At 69.2% G+C, this 253-nt stretch carries 1 pseudogene; it reads right to left on the bottom strand.

Features of this window, described 5'->3' with window-relative positions:
- A pseudogene (locus tag ASF20_RS04265) lies at positions 1-253 on the bottom strand (peroxidase family protein); the annotation flags it as partial.

The following is a 253-nucleotide window of genomic DNA, read 5'->3' as shown; positions in this document are numbered from 1 at the left end:
GTGATTGGCTCCGAGGGCCCGGAGGCCGCCCACCAGGGCCACCCATTCGGGGGCCGTGAGGGATAGCAGGTACGCCTTGTCCAGGAAGAGCTCCTCGGGCGAGACGCGCGGTGCGACCGCCGCAAAGTCCTCCGCCACGTAGTTGCGGAAGCCGTCGACGACGGGCTTGAGCCACGTGAACATCTCGATATCGGTCAGCTCCTGCCGGGTGTCGACGCGACCCGGCGTGAACGGCACCGTCGCGGGGTGGCCA

The organism is Methylobacterium sp. Leaf88 (assembly GCF_001422795.1).
Lineage (GTDB): Bacteria > Pseudomonadota > Alphaproteobacteria > Rhizobiales > Beijerinckiaceae > Methylobacterium.
This window is presented reverse-complemented; position numbering and strand designations above follow the sequence as displayed.